This window comes from Aminobacterium colombiense DSM 12261, from assembly GCF_000025885.1.
Lineage (GTDB): Bacteria > Synergistota > Synergistia > Synergistales > Aminobacteriaceae > Aminobacterium > Aminobacterium colombiense.
In genome coordinates, this window is sequence record NC_014011.1 from 541,052 (window position 1) to 557,182 (window position 16,131).

At 42.6% G+C, this 16,131-nt stretch carries 19 protein-coding genes; 11 read left to right on the plus strand and 8 right to left on the minus strand.

Annotated features, from left to right (window positions below; genetic code table 11):
* Window positions 1–168 precede the first annotated feature (168 nt).
* Window positions 169–831: a GntR family transcriptional regulator gene (locus AMICO_RS02565; RefSeq protein WP_013047914.1), complete on the minus strand. Its 663-nt coding sequence runs from the start codon at window positions 829–831 to the stop codon at window positions 169–171.
* 236 nt (window positions 832–1,067) lie between these two features.
* Between AMICO_RS02565 and AMICO_RS02570 the strand changes: the two genes are divergently transcribed.
* From AMICO_RS02570 to AMICO_RS02600, 7 genes are read left to right on the plus strand one after another with little or no spacing between them, the layout of a single operon-like run.
* Window positions 1,068–2,225: a 2-oxoacid:acceptor oxidoreductase subunit alpha gene (locus AMICO_RS02570; RefSeq protein ID WP_148211312.1), complete on the plus strand. Its 1,158-nt coding sequence runs from the start codon at window positions 1,068–1,070 to the stop codon at window positions 2,223–2,225.
* Entirely contained in the window at window positions 2,225–3,040 is an 816-nt protein-coding gene (locus tag AMICO_RS02575) for a thiamine pyrophosphate-dependent enzyme (protein WP_013047916.1), read from the plus strand. Before AMICO_RS02570 ends, AMICO_RS02575 begins: the two co-directional genes overlap by 1 nt.
* Complete coding sequence (locus tag AMICO_RS02580; RefSeq protein WP_013047917.1) at window positions 3,037–3,603, plus strand: 2-oxoacid:acceptor oxidoreductase family protein; 567 nt, start codon at window positions 3,037–3,039, stop codon at window positions 3,601–3,603. Before AMICO_RS02575 ends, AMICO_RS02580 begins: the two co-directional genes overlap by 4 nt.
* The gene (locus AMICO_RS02585) at window positions 3,590–4,723 is read left to right on the plus strand and encodes a succinate--CoA ligase subunit beta (protein WP_013047918.1); all 1,134 of its coding nucleotides are present in this window, start codon (window positions 3,590–3,592) and stop codon (window positions 4,721–4,723) included. The genes AMICO_RS02580 and AMICO_RS02585 overlap by 14 nt, the downstream gene beginning before the upstream one ends.
* Window positions 4,724–4,725: 2 nt before the next feature.
* Window positions 4,726–5,592 carry a succinate--CoA ligase subunit alpha gene (gene sucD / locus AMICO_RS02590; protein ID WP_013047919.1) on the plus strand — a complete coding sequence of 289 codons (867 nt, stop codon included), beginning with the start codon at window positions 4,726–4,728 and terminating at the stop codon, window positions 5,590–5,592.
* 5 nt (window positions 5,593–5,597) lie between these two features.
* Window positions 5,598–5,798 (plus strand): 4Fe-4S dicluster domain-containing protein, encoded by a 201-nt coding sequence (locus AMICO_RS02595; protein ID WP_013047920.1) that lies wholly within the window; start codon window positions 5,598–5,600, stop codon window positions 5,796–5,798.
* 16 nt (window positions 5,799–5,814) lie between these two features.
* Window positions 5,815–7,017 carry a pyridoxal phosphate-dependent aminotransferase gene (locus AMICO_RS02600; RefSeq protein WP_013047921.1) on the plus strand — a complete coding sequence of 401 codons (1,203 nt, stop codon included), beginning with the start codon at window positions 5,815–5,817 and terminating at the stop codon, window positions 7,015–7,017.
* A gap of 68 nt (window positions 7,018–7,085) precedes the next feature.
* Here the strand turns inward: AMICO_RS02600 and AMICO_RS02605 are convergent, their stop codons facing one another.
* On the minus strand, window positions 7,086–8,117 hold the full coding sequence (locus tag AMICO_RS02605) for a homoserine dehydrogenase (RefSeq protein WP_013047922.1): 1,032 nt from the start codon (window positions 8,115–8,117) through the stop codon (window positions 7,086–7,088).
* A gap of 123 nt (window positions 8,118–8,240) precedes the next feature.
* Between AMICO_RS02605 and AMICO_RS02610 the strand changes: the two genes are divergently transcribed.
* The 3 genes from AMICO_RS02610 (at window position 8,241) to AMICO_RS02620 (ending at window position 10,312) form a co-directional block, all read left to right on the plus strand.
* Window positions 8,241–8,753, plus strand: a complete 513-nt coding sequence (locus tag AMICO_RS02610; RefSeq protein ID WP_013047923.1) for a YeeE/YedE thiosulfate transporter family protein — start codon at window positions 8,241–8,243, stop codon at window positions 8,751–8,753.
* A 6-nt stretch (window positions 8,754–8,759) separates the two neighbouring features.
* Window positions 8,760–9,290: a DUF6691 family protein gene (locus AMICO_RS02615; protein WP_013047924.1), complete on the plus strand. Its 531-nt coding sequence runs from the start codon at window positions 8,760–8,762 to the stop codon at window positions 9,288–9,290.
* 107 nt (window positions 9,291–9,397) lie between these two features.
* Window positions 9,398–10,312, plus strand: a complete 915-nt coding sequence (locus tag AMICO_RS02620; protein WP_013047925.1) for a DMT family transporter — start codon at window positions 9,398–9,400, stop codon at window positions 10,310–10,312.
* Window positions 10,313–10,357: 45 nt separating this feature from the next.
* Here AMICO_RS02620 and AMICO_RS02625 read toward each other — a convergent pair whose 3' ends face one another.
* Both AMICO_RS02625 and AMICO_RS02630 read right to left on the minus strand, forming a co-directional pair.
* A complete protein-coding gene (locus AMICO_RS02625; protein ID WP_013047926.1) occupies window positions 10,358–10,756 on the minus strand; it encodes a RidA family protein in 399 nt (132 codons plus the stop codon).
* 386 nt (window positions 10,757–11,142) lie between these two features.
* Complete coding sequence (locus AMICO_RS02630) at window positions 11,143–12,081, minus strand: YeiH family protein (RefSeq protein ID WP_041459315.1); 939 nt, start codon at window positions 12,079–12,081, stop codon at window positions 11,143–11,145.
* 121 nt (window positions 12,082–12,202) lie between these two features.
* Between AMICO_RS02630 and AMICO_RS02635 the strand changes: the two genes are divergently transcribed.
* Entirely contained in the window at window positions 12,203–13,099 is an 897-nt protein-coding gene (locus tag AMICO_RS02635) for a LysR substrate-binding domain-containing protein (RefSeq protein WP_013047928.1), read from the plus strand.
* Window positions 13,100–13,152: 53 nt separating this feature from the next.
* Here AMICO_RS02635 and trpB read toward each other — a convergent pair whose 3' ends face one another.
* From trpB to AMICO_RS02645, 4 genes are all read right to left on the minus strand, one after another.
* On the minus strand, window positions 13,153–14,331 hold the full coding sequence (gene trpB / locus AMICO_RS02640; protein WP_013047929.1) for a tryptophan synthase subunit beta: 1,179 nt from the start codon (window positions 14,329–14,331) through the stop codon (window positions 13,153–13,155).
* 391 nt (window positions 14,332–14,722) lie between these two features.
* The gene (locus AMICO_RS10365; protein WP_013047930.1) at window positions 14,723–14,854 is read right to left on the minus strand and encodes a hypothetical protein; all 132 of its coding nucleotides are present in this window, start codon (window positions 14,852–14,854) and stop codon (window positions 14,723–14,725) included.
* 25 nt (window positions 14,855–14,879) lie between these two features.
* Window positions 14,880–15,014 (minus strand): acyl-CoA synthetase family protein, encoded by a 135-nt coding sequence (locus AMICO_RS10370; protein ID WP_083775760.1) that lies wholly within the window; start codon window positions 15,012–15,014, stop codon window positions 14,880–14,882.
* 1 nt (window position 15,015) lies between these two features.
* Window positions 15,016–16,131, minus strand: coding sequence for a phenylacetate--CoA ligase family protein (locus AMICO_RS02645; RefSeq protein WP_013047931.1), 1,116 nt, complete (start codon window positions 16,129–16,131; stop codon window positions 15,016–15,018).

The following is a 16,131-nucleotide window of genomic DNA, read 5'->3' on the forward strand; positions in this document are numbered from 1 at the left end:
TTATGGAAGTAAGTTTTGTGGGATGCCTTATTTGTTAATGTAAATAATTTTAAAATCTTTTTTGTCTTTGTCTAAAATTCAAACATTCTGTATGCGAGTTGTGGAACAGCAAAATAATAAAGCTCGTACGAGCTTTATTATTTTGCTGCATTAAAAAGGTTGGATAGGCTACTCATTGTCAAAGAAAGGGGATTTCATAGTTCGCTTTTCGGCATTTTCAAGGTGCATTTTTACCCTTTGTTCTACAAGGTCAGGATTGTGATATTTTAGTGCTTCCACAATCGATAAATGTTCATAAGTAACGGGGACGATAACTTCTTCTGGGAAGGGCCCCTCTTCTGCGAAATATCGAATTCGCCTTGCGTTAATGCTCAGGTTATTTAGAGAGTTAATAATAAGATAGTTTTCTGTGTATTTCGAAAGAAGCGCATGAATAGCTAGGTCTGATTTTTTATATAATTCAAAATCACTTGGGTGTGCGAGTACTGTTTGCAAGGTAGACTCAAGAGCTTCAAGTTCTGCGTCTGAGCAATGGATAGCTGCATCTCGAGATGTATGGGCTTCAAGAAGTCTGCGAAACTCCCATGTATATTGGGCTAGTTTTTTACTGACTTGTGTTACAACCGCTCCTTTGTTTCTTTCGATACACACAAGCCCCATGCTTTCTAAGCGAAGTAGAGCTTCTCGCACAGGGGTTGTACTTACCCCCAGCTCACTTGCGAGTTTGTCTATTTGCATAAGTTCTCCAGGTTTGTATTCGTTGTTGACGATTTTTTCTTTAAGAGTTTCAAAAACTTGATCTCCAAGGGATTGAAATACTTTTATACCCATATTTTCCATCCTTCCATAGCATAATGATTTCACTAGGTGAACTTTTAATATACTTTCGTCTTTTTTGCAGTTGCTGTCAAGGGTAAGGAGGAAGGAAATGCAAAGTGCTTAAAATATTATCTGCAATGTATGTAATATATTTGACATTCAGCATTGCGCATGTTATTACTTATTTTACGTTATTTAAAAAAAAGGAAAATATTGTTTGCCAATATAAGTTGAAAGGAGCTTTGTCTATGGGAACTTCTGATGAAAATAAGCAGAGCAGAGTTTTATCAGGTGTCCACTTTATGCTAGGCAATTATGCGTGTGTAGAAGGCGCCTTGGCTGCAGGATGTGATTTTTTTGCTGGATATCCGATTACACCGGCCAATGAGATTTCGGAGAGAATGTCACAGCGTTTGCCGGCAGTTGGAGGGCACTTTCTGCAAGGGGAAGATGAATTATGCTCCATATATGCAATTTCAGGAGCCTCTTTAGCGGGCGCGAAGGCCATGACAGCCACTGCAAGTGCTGGCTACAACTATATGCAAGAGGGTATTGGGTATGCCGTAGCTATAGAAGCTCCTATTGTTATTGTAGATGTGCAGCGTTGCCGAGGAGAAAATTTTGCAACACAGGCAGATGTAATGCAGATGAGATGGGGTGTAAGCGGCGATCACGAAATGATCGTTCTTGCACCATCTTCAGTACAGGAACTTTTCGACTACACAGTTCGGGCCTTTAATTTAGCAGAACAGTACCGCACTCCAGTTGTTGTTATGTCAGAAACAACCATAGCTTTAATGAGAGAACGCCTTTCTATCCCTGAAGCGTCCGATATTCCCATAGTTCATAGAAAGAGAACAACTGCTTCCCCAGAAGAATATATGCCATTTAAAGCCGACCCCTTTGGAGTGCCAGATTTCGCCGAGCTGGGAGAAGGTTATCATACCATTTATTCTTTAAACCCCCATGATGAAAAAGGAAGTATCGATTGGGATCCAGATGTGTTCGAAAGACTTTACAAGAGAATCACTGGAAAAATCTGGGAGAACAGGCACTCTATATCTACAACTCAGACCTTTAATATGGGCGATGCTGATGTAGCCCTTATCGCTTACGGAAGTGAAGTTCGGCCGTGTCTTGATGCCATGGATCTTGCCCGGGAAAAAGGAATGAAGGTCGGTGTGCTTAAGCTTGATGCAGTTTGGCCTGTTCCGGAAGAAGCGATACGGGATGTTGCCAAAAATGTGGGAACAGTGATTTCTGTTGAGATGAATATTGGTAAATATGCGGGAGAAATAGAACGTGTGTGCGGCGGTCTTTGTAAAACAGCAAGAGCAACACGCAATAGGGGACTCATTCACTCTCCCCAGGAAATAGTAACCGTAATAGAGGAGGTCTGGGCATAATGCTCAAGAATCCTTTAAGAAAATATATGCGCGAAGAAAAGCTGCCCCATATGTTTTGTCCAGGCTGTGGGTGTGGTCAAGTTCTGAATACTTTTCTGCAGGTAGTAGACGAGATGCAGATTGACCTTGACTCCACAGTTGCCATAGGTGGCGTTGGGTGTACTGCTCGCATTCCGGTTTATATTAAAACAGATATGCTGCATGGCGTTCATGGGAGGACGTTAGCCTGGGCAACGGGCATTAAACTACACAAACCTCAGACTCGTGTCATTATCTTTGCTGGTGATGGCGATGCAGCGGCAATCGGAGGCAATCATTTTATCCAGGCTGCTCGTAGAAACCTTGACGTTACAATGATTGTGGTAAACAACTTTAATTTTGCCATGACTGGAGGGCAAGTGGCTCCCATGACTCCAGCAGCAGCTGTCACGATGACGACCCCCTATGGAAGCGGAGAGCCACCCTTTGATTTGTGCAAGGTAGCGGAGGCCGCCGGGGCAACCTATGTGGCCCGTTCTGCAACCCCATTTCAGCCTCAAATGAAAAGTCTAATGAAATCAGCCCTTTCCCATAAAGGATTTGCCGTTCTTGAAATCTTATCTCAATGTCCTACCCACTTTGGTCGCTATGCGCTAAACACCGGTCAGCCTCAAAAAATATTCGAGTGGATACGATCTATTTGTGTCATGGCCAAAAAGGCAGAAAATATGAGTGAAGAAGAGCTGGAAGGAAAAACTGTTTTAGGGGAATTTGTAAATAAGCAGCGGCCTGTTTTTGAGGGAAGCTCTGTTTATCGAGAGGGGGTTCAGGCATGAAGCCTTTGAGCATCCGTTTATGCGGTTACGGCGGGCAGGGCATTATTCTTTCTGCCATTATTCTTGGAGAAACTGCAGTTACAAAACAGGGGCTCTATGCTGTCCAGACCCAATCTTATGGTTCTGAGGCGAGAGGGGGACAATGCCAATCAGAGTTAATTATTTCTGACACCCCTATTCGTACGCCCATTCAGGAAAAAAACGACATTCTTGTTGCACTCTTTCAAACAGCTTTTCGTTCCTATGTGCCGGGGCTTAAGAAAGATGGTTTGCTTATTGTAGATAGTGAACTTGTACCAGATCTTTCAGGTGTTGGTTCTGAAGTATCTATCTATAAGATCCCCGCTACTGAGATAGCTATTGGCCTAGGTAATAAAATGGCAGCGAATATGGTGGTGCTTGGTTATCTTCAGGCTAAAACAAATCTTTTTACGAAAGAGCACCTTTTAGATGTGGTGAGAGATACTGTAAAACCGCGCTTTTGGGATCTTAATAAAAGAGCCGTAGAGGCTGGCGTTCAGTTTGCTTTAGATCCGGAGGACAAGGCTGATGAAACTCTATGAATTTCAGGGAAAAGAGCTTTTTGCCCGTTGTGGCATCTCTGTTCCTAAAAGAAGGCTCGTGCGATCTTTCGAAGATCTAGAAACCCTTGACGCTCCTCTCGTATTAAAATCACAGGTTCTTTCTGGAGGACGAGGAAAAGCTGGTGGAGTGGTAGTATGTGATGACAATGCTTCTCTTGTTCAGGAAGGGAAAAGATTAATAGGATCAAGCCTCAAGGGAGAGAGAGTATTAGCCCTTCTTGCGGAGGAAAAGGTAGATATTTTACAAGAATACTACCTTTCATTCGTTATAGATGGAGAACTTAAGAAACCACTGATCATTGCCAGTGCCGCCGGAGGCATGGAAATAGAGAAGGTAGCTGAAGAAGAGCCAGAAAAAATTTTGAAATTGTCTTTTGACCCTCTTGCGGGGCCTTCTGATTATCATTTCAGAAGAATTGCAGATTTCCTGAGTCTTCGTAACGAACTCAAGGATTTGCGTAAAGTCTTACGAGCCATGTATGCCCTGTTCAATCAGTATGATGCAAGTTTAATTGAGATTAATCCATTAGTGAAAACCTCCGCAGGACTTATTGCCCTCGACTCAAAGATCAATCTAGATGACGATGCTGAATTTCGTCAAAAAGAAATTTTCCAAGAGTTTCAGGAACAGCAAAATGTAATCCAACAAAACAACGCAAAAGCGAAAGATGAGGGTACCATTACCTATGTTCCTCTTGATGGGAATATCGGTATGATTTCAGACGGAGCTGGTACGGGGATGCTTTCTCTTGACCTTATTCGTGATTTTGGCGGGGAAGCCGCTGATTTTTGCGAAATGGGAGGCTTGACTAGCCCTGATGTGATGTATCAGGCTATGGAAACAGTGTTTAACAGGGCTACGAAAGAGCTAAAAAGTTTGCTGGTTATACTCATCGGTGGATTTAACAGAATGGATGAAATGGCAGAAGGCATTATTCGCTACAAAAATGATCATGGTCTTTCAGTGCCTCTTTTTGTGAGGTTATGTGGAACTATGGAGACAGAGGGTAAGAAAATGATGATAGACTCAGGCCTTCCAGTGTTTGATGACCTTGAAGAAGCTGTTGAAAAAGCTGTTATGGCAGCGGAGGGTGAATAGCCATGTCCATTCTTATTAATGCAGATACTAAAGTGCTCGTTCAGGGAATAACAGGTCGCTCAGGAGCCCTTCAAACTCAAACTCTTATTGAATATGGGACCCGCATTGTGGCAGGAGTTACGCCAGGTAAAGGTGGAATGATAGTACACGATATACCTGTTTTTGATTTTGTCAGTGAAGCAGTTTCAAGGTATGGTGCCGACGCAGCTATTAGTTTTGTCCCGCCTGCTCTTGCCAAAGATGCTGCTTTTGAAATTATTGACAGCGCTATCCCTTTGCTTGTTCTTACGATGGAAGGTATTCCTCAAAAAGATGTGCTTGCAATTATCAGTTATGCATCAGCCCATAATACACGGATTATAGGCCCTGGAGCTGCCGGGTTGATCGCTCCAGGGAAGTGTAAGCTTGGCGCTCATCCTGCGCGAATGTTTAAAGAAGGACATGTAGGAGTTGTTTCTAAGAGTGGCGCCCTTTCGTATGAAATGGGGAAAACGTTGACAGAAGCGGGAATAGGACAGTCTACAGTGGTTGCTCTTGGTGGTGGCCCTATCTGGGGAACAACTCAAAAAGAAATAGTTGAGCTTTTTGAAAAGGATCCTGAAACAGAAATTATTTTGCTTCTAGGAGAAATTGGCGGGGCAACGGAGATTAAAGCAGCGGAATATATTGCTGAACACGTAACGAAACCGGTTGTTTCTCTTATTGTGGGAAGATCGGCTCCAGAAGGGAAATCTTTAGGCCACGCGGGGGCTATCATCAGAGGCAATAAAGGAACAGCTGCTTCAAAAATGAAAGCTCTTGCAAAGTCTGGCGTATATGTGGCGCAAAATCCAAGAGAAGTTATTGAGATTATTCGCAAATTGAGGTGAAGCTTATGACCATACATATCGATAAAGATTTATGTAAAGGTTGCGGACTTTGTGTAGAGGCCTGCCCGACGAATGTTTATGCAATTACTGGCGAAACAAACCGTAAAGGCTTTGCTGTTGTAACGGCTGTTAATGCTGAGAAGTGCGTCAAATGCAGAATATGTGAGAAGACATGTCCCGACCTGGCTCTATATATTGAAGAATAGATGGAGGGGTAGAATAATGAGTAGAAAAGTTTTATCGGATCTTGTCGCTGGCATAGAACCATCTCCCACCGAAGAAACGTCTTTTCTGGCGAATAGCTTAAAACGCCAGGGTGTTGATGTTATCAGCTTTGCTCAGGGAGAGCCAGATTTTGATACCCCCGATTATATTAAGAATGCCGCTATAGAAGCTGTTCAAGAGGGATTCACCAAATATACTGATGTTCCAGGGATTCTTGAACTTAGAGAAGCTGTGGTGCAAAAACTAAAACGTCAGAATAATCTTGATTATGATGTTTTAGAAGTTCTTATAGGTAATGGTGGGAAACAGCTTCTTTACGAAGTTTTTGCTACATTGTGCGATCCAGGGGATGAAGTGGTTATACCTACACCTTGTTATGTGAGCTATGTAGATCAAATACGTTTAACAGGGGCCAACGCTGTTTTTATGCCTACTCAGGAAGTGAATAAGTTTCGCCCTCGCTTAGAAGAAGTACAAAAGATTTGGAACCCGAAGGTTAAAGTTTTTGTTTTGAACTCGCCTTGTAATCCCACAGGTGCTGTGTTTGAAGAAGAAGAGATGAGAAAAATAATGGATTTTCTCGTGGAAAAAGAAACTTTTGTAGTTACAGATGAAGTATATGAGTATTTACTTTATAACGGAGCGAAGCATACTAGCCCTGCGGCCTTGGATATACGGTATAAACCATGGTGCGTTCTTGTTAATAGTGTTTCTAAAACTTATGCAATGACTGGTTGGCGAGTAGGGTATGCGGCTGGGCCAAAAGAAATTATCAAGGGAATGAATGCTCTTCAGGGCCATGTAACAGGAAATGTGAACTCTATTGCCCAAAAGGCAGTGGTAGAGGCTCTTTCTGGCCCTCAGGAAGATATTGTTCTTATGGTAGGGGAATATGCGCAGCGTAAAGATTATATAGTTAATAGAATTAATTCTATCAATGGACTCTCATGTATCGACCCAGACGGTGCTTTTTATATTTTTGCCAATGTAAAAAAACTGATAGGCAAAACCTTTGGGAGGGAAAGAATCAAGAACGATAAAGATGTGGCAAAATTCTTTCTCAATGTCGCTCATGTGGCGGTAGTGCCAGGGATAGCCTTTGGTTACGAAGGGTATGTGCGTTTTGTTTTTGCGAAGTCTCTCGACACCATTAAAGAAGGCCTCGATAGAATAGAAAAAGCCATACTCCGTCTTGAATAGCCCAGTGAAACACTCCTCTTACGAAGGAGGGAAACGTATTGTTTCCCTCCACTTTCTTTCTCTTAGTTTTAAACAAACGGGTATCCTTTATAAATATTAATAATATCTCGTAAAATAGAAGCAGCTGCGGACTTAGTTCCCGATGCTCCTCCTATAACCGTAAGGTCTCCAAGAGTGTCGGTTATATAACGTACGGCCTTATTAGTACTATTCACGTTAAAGAGGGGGTGATCCTGGCTTAAAGCTTCAATTCCCACTGTAAGCGCTGTTCGGTTATTTCCTTTTTCAGCCTTTCCTATTAATTTAAGACGTTTTCCTTCTTTTTTCGCTTCCTGAATATGTTGGGGTGAAAGACGGGTTATTCCCTCAACGCGAATTTCTCTTAGTTTATGTTCTTCTTCCATAAGAATGTTGGTAAGTATGAGAAGTTTTGTTGCAGTATCCCAGCCTTCCACATCCAGTGAAGGGTCTGTTTCTGCTATGCCCATTTGTTGGGCCTGTTTCAATGCCTCTTCATAGCTGCAATCTCGTTCTTCCATTTCGCTGAGGATATAATTACTTGTTCCGTTAAGAATTCCTTCAATGGAAAGAATTTGGGCTCCTGCAAGATCAAAACGTCCTGCGTTAATAGTGGGCAAAGCTCCACCTGTTGTACAGCCTATCCCTAATTGCACGTGGCTTTTGGCGGCAAGGGTGCATAATTGTTTATAAGCTAAAAGAACGGGTCCCTTGTTGGCCGTTACTACATGAAAACCTCTTTCCAATGCTTTGCTGATATGGGTCAGTCCAGGCTCTCCCGTTTTATTGTTTGTGGGTGTCGTTTCTATTAATAAATCCACATCTCGCCGCATAATAAGGTTCTGAAAGGTTTCTTTACGAATACCTTCATCGGGAAACTCACAAAGCTCTCCTCCTTGGTGGACGTGTTCAATAAGACGCAGGGGGTCAATTCCCATAGGATTATAGATACCCCCCTTGCTGTTCATTACAGACTTAAGGATAAGTGTAAGGCCCATGCTCTTTAATATTTCATGCTTATCGTGTAAGAGCTCTATAAAAGCTTTTCCTACTCCTCCAAAACCAATAAGGGCAATGCGCATTTTAAACCTCCTTGGGAAAAAGTACTTTAAGATTAACACAAATACATACAATTTTCTTTTGATTATTTAGGAGATTATATTAAAATACATTGCAAGAGTAGAATAGAGAAGGGGGGAAATTAAATGCAGCGCAAAATGAGACCTATGAATCCTTATGTTGCAGGAAGTCTGGCAGGCCTTCTTTCAGTAGCTTCTACGTGGTTATCTGGGAAGTACTTTGGGGCTTCAACGTCCTTTGTCCGATCTGCTGGTTTTGTGGAGAAGACACTTGCATCAGAACACTTTTCTACAGTTGGCTATTTAGTTAAAAATGCTCCTAAGATTGACTGGCAGCTGATGTTTGTGGCAGGTATCTTTTTGGGAGCCCTTGTGAGTTCTTTAGTTTCGGGTACCTTTCGATTTCAATGGGTTCCAGATTCCTGGGAAGATCGCTTCGGGAAACGCATTTTCCCCCGGGCTATAATAGCTTTCTTTGGAGGTATTGTCGCTATGTTTGGGGCCCGACTGGCTGATGGGTGACCGAGTGGGCACGGGCTAAGCGGTTCGCTTCAGCTGGCGGTAAGCGGATTTATTGCTCTGGTTCTCTTTTTTGGCGCAGGAATGCTTGTGGCCCGCATCCTGTACGGAAGGGAGTGAAAATTCATGGAGCTGGATCTAATTTTTGGGCTTGTTACAGGTATCATATTTGGTATTTTGCTTCAGCGATCTGAAACTATTCGCTATGACAGGCAGCTTGGTGCTCTTCGCCTCCTCGATTTCACTATTCTTAAGTTCATGCTTTCTACGATTATTGTAGCCATGATTGGGACATATTTCCTTAGAGATTTAGGGGTTGTAAAGCTTTCAATAAAACCAACAATTTTAGGAGGAGTCATCCCTGGCGGTATTCTGTTTGGCATAGGCTGGGGGTTGTTGGGATATTGTCCGGGAACATCTTTAGGAGCTTTGGGGGAGGGGCGTTTTGATGCTCTATGGGGTATTTTAGGGATGGTAGCAGGCGCTGCCCTTTATGCCGAAGCCTACCCCTATATGGAGCAGACGCTTTTGACATGGGGTAACCTTGGGAAAATTACCGTTCCAGAAGTTATAGGTATTAACCATTGGATTGTAATTACGGTATTTCTATTAGGAGTTCTTTTATTTTTTCAGTGGAGTGAAAAGAAGGGGCTTTAAGCCCCTTCTTTTTTTATACCTTTCTGTTGATGATTCTCCATGATAGTGTATATTGTGATCATCGAAGGAATATTCTTCATTCTTAACATCGAATCAGAGGAGATCTAATGAAAAGGAATCCGGAAATACCATCCCCAACATCCATTACCTACTATAAAGGCTCTTTCTCAGTGCTTGCTTCCGCATCTCTTTTAGGATCAGTTGCTATTTTAGCCTTATTTGCCTACAAGGAAAATGTAAATGTGATGACCATGTTGTTGCTTCGTTTTTCTCTTTCCACGCTTTTTTTATTTCTCTTCTCAATTTGTAAAAAGGGTTATCAATGTGTTTGTGTTGAAAGAAAACAATTTTTACGTCTTTTCCTTTTAGGCGGAGTATTTTACGCCTTTTTCTGTTTTAGTTATTTTTCATCTATTCAGTACATCCCAGCGTCCTTAGCTGTCCTCATTTTTTATACATATCCAACGTTAGTTGCGATAGTTTCCTCTTTTATCAACAAGGAAAGAATTACTCGCATTGTTGTAATGTCTATTTTCCTGTCTTTTTTCGGGCTGTACTTTGTTTCGGGGCCTGGCTTGGCATCCGCGAATATAAAGGGACTTCTTTTAGCAGTATGCGCCTCTGTGTTTTATGCTGCCTATGTAATTTATGGTCATTCAGTAATGAAGGTAACTCCTTTTCATATAACAGTAGCTTATGTTTACCTGTGTGCCACTATTTCTTATGGCATTGGTGGATTATTGGCACAGAATGTGGTTTTGCCACGTACTTTTTCTGCCTGGTTTTATGTTTTTCTTGTGTCTTTCATTTCTGTTTGTGGATTTATTACTTTCTTCATAGGAGTTAAGCTTACTACTCCTACTGTTGCTTCTATTCTTAGCATGGTCGAACCCCTTGTGACTGTGCTTCTTTCAGTGATATTTTTTCAAGATCGACTGTCCCTTATGCAGGGCATAGGAGGGGGTCTTGTTCTTTTAGGGGCACTTCTCATCATTTTGAAAAATCGCATTGAAAAAAGATAGGTCTCAGAGAATCTTTTCCAAGACCTATCCCTCTTTTATTGGTTTTTATTCTTCTGGCTCCGCTATGGCCGCTACGACTTCCATTTCAATATCAAGCCCATAGTTAATGTCTAAGCCGCAGTAAATACCCCGCGCTGGTGGAGTGGTGTTTTCAAAATAGCGAGAATATACTTTGTTTACAGCGTCCCATTGATCGGTGCTGCGTATGAAAATAGTGGATTTCACTACATGCTCAAGGGAGGAGCCATTCGTTTCGAGAAGGGCCTTTATGTTGCGAATAACTAAATCTGTTTGTTCTTCCACAGAGCCTCTGAGGCATTCTCCTGTTTTAGGGTCTAAAGGAAGCTGCCCTGCTGTGAAAATGAGGTTGCCAATACGAACAGCTGGAGAATAAAAACCTTTTGGTGCAGGTGCATCTGGAGCATGTAAACGGACAGGTCTCATTGTGCATTCCTCCTTTATGCTAAAAAGTACCCCCATTTTATAAAATTTTTTTACGTTTATATAGCCCTGGCATGTATTGCAAAATCTGTCAAAAGGCGATGTGGGCAGTGTTTGTTAAAATTTGAATAGAGACCGCAAAGAGGAGTCATCAAGAAATTGTATGGAAAAAGTAACATTTTTAAAGAAAAGTATTGACAAGAACGGATATACTTTGTAAAGTGTTAAGTGTAGTAATTTTATAGGGTATAAGAGGTGTTTTTATGTCATTAGTCATTGTGGTTACGAGTTTCATGGTAATGCTTTTTTTAGGACTGGCTCTTGGACATCCAGAGAAAATGTAAAAAATAAGCCGGGCAGATTGGCCCGGCTTTTTATGTATTTGGAAATTAGAGACCAAGATGGATAAAACCTAATTTTATTACTGTAAGAGAAAGTAACGAGACGAGAACCCAGAGAGTAACAGCTTTCAACAAAGCACCTTTACCTATCTTTTTTAGGTCTTCTTTTGTTAATCCGGCGCCTACAAAAAAAAGGGTTCCCACCATGAGTTTTTTCCCTCCTAGTGCCAGCATATTCCAGCATCCATCTGCTTCTGGCATGAGAGAACGAATAAGTGCTGTGAGCAGAAAACCAAAAAGAAACCAGGGTATTGTAGCCTTACTCTGGTTTTTGTTGAGTTTGGCTCCCAAAAATGAAAGGGGAAGAATCCAAAGAGCGCGAGTAAGTTTTACCGTTGTTCCAATGACCAGGGCTTCGGTTCCATAGATGGCGGAAGCTCCAACCACACTGCTTGTATCGTGGATAGCAAGGGCGGCCCAAATACCAAAGTCGGTCTGGCTTAATTCCATAAAGTGTCCCGCATAGGGAAAGATCAGTAACGCAATTCCATTCAGTAAAAAGACAACAGCCATAGCCACGGCAGTCTGGGCCTGAGAAGCGCCAATTGCGGGAGACATGGCTGCGATTGCGCTTCCGCCGCATATGGCAGTTCCACTATTAATAAGTAAAGAAACATTATGTTCTACCTTGTAGAGTTTTCCAAGAAGCCATCCAAGCAACATGGTCGTAGAAATACTAAAAAATGTGATTCCCAGGGAAGTATAACCTACTTTTAGAATAACATTGAGTTGCAGCCCAAATCCCAAAAGGATGACGGCGAGCTGAAGTAAGTATTTTGAAAGTTTTCCCGTTATATTCTTCAAAGGGTTTCCCCAAATGAGAGCAATAATGCTGCCTACGCAGAGGGCTAGGGCAGGAGAGTTGAAAGTAAAAGTGAGAATGAGGCCGGTTGCAATCCAGAAAAATGGTGACTGAAGGACCATCATGAACTCCTTTGTTTAAATTTGTTGCAATGCAGTGTAATACTATAACCATGATTGGTTGTTGATTCCAGCTTATTATTATGATAACTTCAATCAATAAAATTGATAACGCTGGAGGCCTTTAATGGAATCAGTAACGTTGAGGCAGCTTGAAATATTTGTTTATATTGCTCAGTTTGAGAATATGACAGCGGCATCCAAAAAGCTTTTTTTAACACAATCTGCTGTGAGTATGTCACTGAAAGAGCTAGAGAAAACGCTCGGGGGATCTGTTTTTCATAGAGTGGGAAGAGGGTTGATCCTCAACGATCGTGGGCGTGCTCTCTTGCCAAAGGCAAAAAATATTTTAGCATCGGTAAAAGATTTAGTGGATATGGCTCACAATACGGAAAAAGCTCTTATGGGAGAACTTATGATCGGGTGCAGTACGACTATAGGAAATTATTTTTTCCCCACACGCTTAAAATTATTCTGCGATGAACATCCGCAGGTAAGAATTACATTAAATGTAGGCAACACGCGAGAGATTGCCAAGCTTGTGCGAGAAGGAATTCTTGATATCGGTCTCGTCGAAGGGATTGTAGAAGAAAGGGATCTTGATGAAAAAGAGTGGGTTAAGGATGTGTTGGTAGTTATAGCATCTCCAGAACATCCTTTTGCTTGTCGCTCCATGGTTCCAATGGCAGAAATGATAGAGGAGCAATGGGTATTGAGAGAGCGTGGGTCTGGGACGCTTAGCTCTTTCGAAGCACTTCTTGCCAGTAAAAACTTGCGTTTCCCCTATGTGCAGGAGATTGGGCATACCGAGGCCATTAAGCGAGTGGTGGAAGCTGGTATGGGGATGAGCTGCCTTTCCCGTTTGGCAGTTGAACAGGAATTGCGAGAGGGGAGTCTTGTTGAAATCCCAACAGATATAGAGATTTCTCGGTGGTTCAGAATAATTTCGCTGCCTGAAGAACATAGAAGCAGGTTATTTAACTATATGATGAAATGGCTCTTTTCTTTTGCCTCCGTAAAGTAAGGAAAAAGCGGCGCCTTTTATAGAAGGGAAAAAAGGCGCCGCTTCTGTTTCTTTCACACTAAAAGAGGTAGTACAGTATCCATATCTTTATCTCCCCGTCCAGAAAGGTTTACAAGCACGGTCTGGTCTTTCGCCAATGCAGGAAGAAGTTTAAATGCATAGGCAAGGGCATGAGAGCTTTCTAGGGCAGGAATAATTCCTTCCTTATTGCTGAGGAGTTTGAAAGCATCGATAGCTTCTTCATCTGTCACAGATTTATAGTCTACCCGTCCAATATCCTTAAGATAGGCATGCTCCGGTCCGACCCCTGGATAATCAAGGCCTGCCGATATGGAATAAACTTCGGCTGGTTCCCCGTTTTCTTTTGAAAGGACGTAGCTTTTAAAACCATGGATAATGTTTGGCTGACCAACAGAAAGAGTTGCGGCATGTTCTCCGGTAGCAAGGCCTTTCCCAGCAGGTTCCACTCCTATGATTTTAACTTCAGAGTCATCCAGGAATCCACTGAAAAGCCCGATGGCGTTGCTTCCTCCGCCAACACAGGCAATGGCGTAATCCGGGAGTTTTTGTTCCCGCTCTAAGAATTGAGAGCGAGCTTCTTTGCCTATGATACTTTGAAAATCACGGACCATAGTGGGGTAGGGATGGGGTCCCACTGCCGAACCGAGCAGATAAAAAGTATCAGGCTGTTCTGCAAAGGCTTTTAATGCAGCGTCTACTGCTTCTTTCAGAGTCTTTTGTCCATCCTGCACGGCAACTATTTCAGTTCCGAGAACTTTCATTCGTGCCACATTTGGTGCCTGTCTTGCTACATCGACGGCTCCCATATAGACTGTGCATTTCATTCCCATAAGGGCTGCCACTGTGGCACTGGCGGTGCCATGCATTCCAGCCCCTGTTTCTGCTATGAGTTCATTTTTACCCATGCGGCGAGCTAGAAGAGCCTGTCCTAAGGCATTGTTGATTTTATGGGCCCCTGTATGATTTAGATCTTCACGTTTAAGAAACAGACGGCCTCCTCCAAAGTGACGGGAGATATTCTTACACTCTGTTAAGGCCGATGGCCTCCCCACATACTCCTTTAGAACAGTAATGAATTCATTGCTGAACGAAGGATCTTTTTTTGCCTCTTCATATGCTTCCTCAAGCTCATCAAGGCGTACTTGAAGTGCTTCCGGAACGAAACTGCCGCCGTACTCTCCAAAATATCCTTTTCTGTTTTTCTGTATCATGAGTAATTCCTCCTTAAACTGTATGTTTTATGGGTCTGTTTATAAAAAAAGGCTTCTCTCAACGTTGAGAGAAGCCCACTTTTTCTTTTCGTTAATAGTGTAACTGAACTAGGTAAAGAAAAAGGGGCTGGGGGTTTTAGGCCCCGCAGCCCCTGAAAGGTCAGGTCAAACCTGCGGCGGCGCTAGCTGCGCCACCACCAGAACATACCCGTTAAATTTAAGCCGGTGAGATTATCATCATATTTTTTCATGAGTGAACCATACCAATTGGAAGGTGTTTTTGTCAAGAGGGCAATAACTAGTTATTGTAGGTGGGCTAGAGCTGAAAACAAGAAAGGCCGCTCGAAAAGCTAAAGGCAGCTTCTCGGGCGGCCAACGATAGGAGTAACCGCTATCGTCGTTCATTGTTCAACGCATCTTCATAAGCAAAGGGGAGGCCCTCAAGGTCAAATTCATTTTCTTGAGGATCATAAACGTTCTTTCTTGTACGGATGTTCTTTTCAGTACTTGCCTCTTTTAGCATGTTTTGTTCCTCCTTGTATTTTTTATCAGGCTACATGAAGTACTCGAAGAGCCTTGCCTTCGTTTCTGCCGAGAGCTTCAGGGGCTTCTATGCGCACGTCCACTCGAATTCCTAAATGTTCTTTTAAGCAATGGGATGTTCTTGTTCTCAGCTTTTCCATCTCAGATGCTGGCTGAAAGAAGAGAGACAGATTCGCATACTACAGTTAAATCGGGCATGCCTTGTTTGTGATCCACATCTAATCGGTAATGAAGAGAAATACCTTTAACGTCGGCCAAAGCCGCTTCTACTTGTGAAGGGAAAATATTTACTCCGCGAATAATTAGCATGTCATCATTACGACCAGTCACTCTGGCTATTCTTTTTCCGTGTCGGCCACAAGGACATGGCTCAGATATGAGAGAGGTTAAGTCGCGAGTTCTGTATCGGATTAAAGGAAAGGCTTCTTTTGTCATGGTAGTGATGACAAGTTCTCCGAACTCACCATCAAGAAGGGTTTTACCATTCTCAGCATTAACAGTTTCAGCGAAAAAATGGGTTTCATTAAAGTGCATGCCTCGTTTCGCTCCACATTCCATGGCAACTCCCGGGCCTAAAATCTCAGAAAGGCCATATGAGTTGATTACGGTAACGCCGAGCATTTCTTCTATCTGACTTCCCATATCTTCTGTCCATGCTTCCCCACCCAAGATAGCGAGACGAAGATGAAGGCGGGATATTAAGCTTTCCTTTGCCACTCTTTCTGCAAGGTAGAGGGCATAAGATGGAGTGCTTGTAAAGACTGTTGTATGTGCGTCTTCCATCAGCATAAGCTGTCTATCTGTGAAACCTCCTCCCGATGGGATAACCATAGCTCCCAGCTTTTCAGCCCCATAATGGAACCCCAATGCTCCAGTAAATAGACCGTAGCCGAGGATAATTTGAAATACGTCATTGGGGGCAACTCCTGCTGTGGCGAGACATTCTGCCATACACTCTTTCCAGATATCAATATCTTTTTGTGTATAGGGAACGAAGGTAGGTTTGCCTGTAGTACCTGAGGATGCATGAAGCCGAACTACCTGTTCGCGTGGACATGCGAGCATGCCTAAGGGATAAGAATCCCTTAGGTCTTGTTTTGTAGTAAAAGGCAGTTTTTTAAAATCATCAATAGATTGAATGTCATCTGGAGAAATCCCAGCCACTTCCATTTTTTGTCTGTAAGAGCCTTGTGCATTCCAGACACGATGTACCATATTTTGAAGTCTTAAGAGTGTTGCCTGTTCATGAGAACCCAT

Coding starts and splice junctions, on each gene's coding strand:
- AMICO_RS02615 (WP_013047924.1), top strand. CDS start 8,760: ATGGAGCTGGATCTAATTTTTGGGCTTGTTACAGGTATCATATTTGGT.
- AMICO_RS02580 (WP_013047917.1), top strand. CDS start 3,037: ATGAAGCCTTTGAGCATCCGTTTATGCGGTTACGGCGGGCAGGGCATT.
- AMICO_RS02565 (WP_013047914.1), bottom strand. CDS start 831: ATGGGTATAAAAGTATTTCAATCCCTTGGAGATCAAGTTTTTGAAACT.
- AMICO_RS02630 (WP_041459315.1), bottom strand. CDS start 12,081: ATGATGGTCCTTCAGTCACCATTTTTCTGGATTGCAACCGGCCTCATT.
- AMICO_RS10365 (WP_013047930.1), bottom strand. CDS start 14,854: ATGCTAAAAGAGGCAAGTACTGAAAAGAACATCCGTACAAGAAAGAAC.
- AMICO_RS02585 (WP_013047918.1), top strand. CDS start 3,590: ATGAAACTCTATGAATTTCAGGGAAAAGAGCTTTTTGCCCGTTGTGGC.
- sucD (WP_013047919.1), top strand. CDS start 4,726: ATGTCCATTCTTATTAATGCAGATACTAAAGTGCTCGTTCAGGGAATA.
- AMICO_RS02575 (WP_013047916.1), top strand. CDS start 2,225: ATGCTCAAGAATCCTTTAAGAAAATATATGCGCGAAGAAAAGCTGCCC.
- AMICO_RS02570 (WP_148211312.1), top strand. CDS start 1,068: ATGGGAACTTCTGATGAAAATAAGCAGAGCAGAGTTTTATCAGGTGTC.
- AMICO_RS02605 (WP_013047922.1), bottom strand. CDS start 8,117: ATGCGCATTGCCCTTATTGGTTTTGGAGGAGTAGGAAAAGCTTTTATA.
- AMICO_RS02635 (WP_013047928.1), top strand. CDS start 12,203: ATGGAATCAGTAACGTTGAGGCAGCTTGAAATATTTGTTTATATTGCT.
- AMICO_RS02600 (WP_013047921.1), top strand. CDS start 5,815: ATGAGTAGAAAAGTTTTATCGGATCTTGTCGCTGGCATAGAACCATCT.
- AMICO_RS02620 (WP_013047925.1), top strand. CDS start 9,398: ATGAAAAGGAATCCGGAAATACCATCCCCAACATCCATTACCTACTAT.
- AMICO_RS02625 (WP_013047926.1), bottom strand. CDS start 10,756: ATGAGACCTGTCCGTTTACATGCTCCAGATGCACCTGCACCAAAAGGT.
- AMICO_RS02645 (WP_013047931.1), bottom strand. CDS start 16,131: ATGGGTTCTCATGAACAGGCAACACTCTTAAGACTTCAAAATATGGTA.
- AMICO_RS10370 (WP_083775760.1), bottom strand. CDS start 15,014: ATGGAAAAGCTGAGAACAAGAACATCCCATTGCTTAAAAGAACATTTA.
- AMICO_RS02595 (WP_013047920.1), top strand. CDS start 5,598: ATGACCATACATATCGATAAAGATTTATGTAAAGGTTGCGGACTTTGT.
- trpB (WP_013047929.1), bottom strand. CDS start 14,331: ATGATACAGAAAAACAGAAAAGGATATTTTGGAGAGTACGGCGGCAGT.